At 36.5% G+C, this 2,578-nt stretch carries 4 protein-coding genes; 1 reads left to right on the top strand and 3 read right to left on the bottom strand.

Going from position 1 to position 2,578, the window contains the following annotated elements; all coding sequences use genetic code 11:
• Nucleotides 1–197: 197 nt before the first annotated feature.
• On the top strand, nt 198–440 hold the full coding sequence (locus tag D9K81_RS18040) for a hypothetical protein (RefSeq protein ID WP_120368401.1): 243 nt from the start codon (nt 198–200) through the stop codon (nt 438–440).
• Nucleotides 441–876: 436 nt separating this feature from the next.
• Here the strand turns inward: D9K81_RS18040 and D9K81_RS18025 are convergent, their stop codons facing one another.
• The 3 genes from D9K81_RS18025 to D9K81_RS18015 form a co-directional block, all read right to left on the bottom strand.
• On the bottom strand, nt 877–1,116 hold the full coding sequence (locus tag D9K81_RS18025; RefSeq protein ID WP_121524012.1) for a hypothetical protein: 240 nt from the start codon (nt 1,114–1,116) through the stop codon (nt 877–879).
• A 47-nt stretch (nt 1,117–1,163) separates the two neighbouring features.
• Nucleotides 1,164–1,457: a hypothetical protein gene (locus tag D9K81_RS18020; protein WP_121524010.1), complete on the bottom strand. Its 294-nt coding sequence runs from the start codon at nt 1,455–1,457 to the stop codon at nt 1,164–1,166.
• A gap of 92 nt (nt 1,458–1,549) precedes the next feature.
• On the bottom strand, nt 1,550–2,416 hold the full coding sequence (locus tag D9K81_RS18015) for a KilA-N domain-containing protein (RefSeq protein WP_121524008.1): 867 nt from the start codon (nt 2,414–2,416) through the stop codon (nt 1,550–1,552).
• Nucleotides 2,417–2,578: the final 162 nt, after the last annotated feature.

Below are 2,578 nucleotides of genomic sequence, written 5' to 3'. Positions count from 1 at the left end.
CTCGGCAATGTGGAGCAGTTGTAGGCGTAAATCTTGAATTTCCATTTTTTTATCTCTTGTTGGGGGGGGTGAGGTAAATATGAACTATTGGTTCAATTAAGTCAAGAACCAAAAGTTCTTTATTTTGTTATTTTGAATTATTAGTTCAATTTATGTTTTAATAGACAATAGAAAACCAAACCATCAAAGGTGAGAAAATGAGTCTTTCGGATGAAATATTTGAATGGCGTAAGCAGTTTATTGAAAAACTAATACTGAGTGGCGTGAAGCCAGAGGATGCGAAAGGGCAGACGGATGCAGCACAGGCACTGATTTACAAGGATTGTATAGTTACTGCGACAATTGAATGTCCTATTGAGTTTGTAGAAGAATTAAACACCATTCTTCTGGATTTCTCACAAAAGAATGGCTGCCTTGTAATTGCTAAGGCTAGTTACTAGACGAGAGTCGCCCAGCTGTAGCTGGCTTTAATCGGGTTCTACCTTTGTCGCACTCACCTTTAACCTCAGAGAGTGAGGCTTCATAGGTTTTAACCCAGTCAGACGCAGTTGTGTCCTTATTGGCAAGTTTTGATTTGGTAAGCTCTAACGCTAGGGCTTCTATAATTTCAGGTTTCATATTTTCTCCGATGATTATGGGTGTTTTGAGGGCAATGTTGGTGCAGAGTCTCAGCTTCATAATATCAGGGAAAATATGGATTTATTAAAAAGAAAACCCACCGTAGTGGTGGGTTGGATGGAGTCATTAGAATGATTGCTATTACAAAAAAAGGGGAGTTGATGATAATTGATGAAAACTCATCAATTACAGGGCATCAATTTATAGGTGTAATTATTACCGATCCAACTAAACTAGATGATAGTTGTATGAATATTGTTAATCATTTTTACAGCAAAGATCACCAACAACTTGATAAGTTAGTCCTAGAAGCTTTACATACAAGTCAGAATCACCACCATTTGTTGAGTGAGCAACCTTAACTACTTCAAACATATTGCTTTCACCATCTATTTCTATATCAACCCATTCACCGATTCGCGGATGGGTTTTAAATTTTCGCGCATACAACGACTTTGGTTTAGATTCTGAAATATCAATTACAGATAACTCAAACATATATTCTCCACCCGATCTGTTCTAAAGGACTGCGCTGGGTTCGCAGTTTAAATTTCTTCTTGTCCTGCAAGTTCAATTTTGGAAAGAAAATCGAGAGGAATGCCAATGCTTTCACCTGTTATTGTTTCAAAGTGAACCCACACCGCGGTCGCTTCATTCTCAAAGTTTATGCTGGTTAATTTGACTAAATTGTATGATTTCGCATTATTTTTCATGTGCACATTAAAGAGAGAGCCAATGTCCCAGACATAAGAAATAAGCTTTTGGTTTATGGCGAGCTGTTCATTGCTTGTTAATTCTCTATACAAATAAAGTTCAGGCATTTCATACTTGTCATTCATTACCACATCCTCTTAATCAGAATACTTCTCTAAAAAATCATCCACCCAACATGATCTTAGGATTGTGTTGGGTTCGCGGTTTTAAATGGAAATTATTTCTTTTTCTTCTTGCTTTTGTGTTCGCTGAGTAGGGGCTTAGCTTGATCTTCAAGCCGCTCCATAGCTGTAGATTTTTGCATTGATTGCTTAAATTGATTTGCTGTATCTGTTAAAGCTGAAAACCGAGCGGACATATCTAGCCCTTGTGTTATTAAAATACTGTTGTATGACTCTAAATTCGCCATAAGAAGATTGTCTAGTGCACTCGCATAATCTCTTTGATTGCCATCTTTAAGATTAGGATTGTCTTGCTTCCAACTTTTGGCGGTTTTGCCAAATACGACTGTATTTAACATATCTGCTTCACTGGCATAGACAAAACCTTGTTTTTTCTGCGGCATAGTCTGTATTAAATGTTCTTGGATAGCATCAGTATGAATGCGATAGTTGATTTTAGATAACTCTCTTTTGACTTGCCATTCTACGGATGCTCTTTGCGCCTCTTGTTCTTTTAGTCTTTGAAACTCTTTAATTAAGTAGAGTTTGAATTGTGGGCTAATCCACATACCAAATTCAAAAGCTAAATCTTTGTGGGCAAAAGTTCCGCCATATCGACCAGTTTTTGACTGTAAGCTAATAATATTTGCTTTTTCAGTTAATTCTTTCACGCTAACTTTGAAGCCATTTAAGCCTGACTGATTTTTAATTATGGCGAATTCGCCATAATTAAAATCTGGATTATTTAATTCCTCCCAAACCCCAATGAATTCAAGCGTATTTCTATTTCTAAGCCAGTCAGCTATAGCAAATTCACCATCTTTCGCTCTAACCATATCCGTAAGGCTTATATAATCTTCATTATTAACAGTGGATACAGATATTTGAATATTCTGTACAAGCATACTTCTATCTTTAGCCATTATTTTTCCTTAATATTTTAGTGAGTCATACTCATAGAGCATTATAGTCCTGAGTATTTCTCTAAAAAATCATCCAGTAAACCTTGTGCCATATCCAGATTGGTTATATCAGCCAGTTTTAAATTAGTACCTTCAGCTTCGTTAAAGCCCTCAATAATGGCC

The organism is Acinetobacter chengduensis (assembly GCF_003664645.1).
Taxonomy (GTDB): Bacteria; Pseudomonadota; Gammaproteobacteria; order Pseudomonadales; family Moraxellaceae; genus Acinetobacter; species Acinetobacter chengduensis.
The sequence above is the reverse complement of the archived record's forward strand: the minus strand, read 5'-3'. Positions and strand labels throughout refer to the sequence as shown.

What these genes read in the sequence shown, in the direction of transcription:
- D9K81_RS18020 (WP_121524010.1), bottom strand. Translation starts at nt 1,457, where the DNA reads ATGAATGACAAGTATGAAATGCCTGAACTTTATTTGTATAGAGAATTA.
- D9K81_RS18040 (WP_120368401.1), top strand. Translation starts at nt 198, where the DNA reads ATGAGTCTTTCGGATGAAATATTTGAATGGCGTAAGCAGTTTATTGAA.
- D9K81_RS18015 (WP_121524008.1), bottom strand. Translation starts at nt 2,416, where the DNA reads ATGGCTAAAGATAGAAGTATGCTTGTACAGAATATTCAAATATCTGTA.
- D9K81_RS18025 (WP_121524012.1), bottom strand. Translation starts at nt 1,116, where the DNA reads ATGTTTGAGTTATCTGTAATTGATATTTCAGAATCTAAACCAAAGTCG.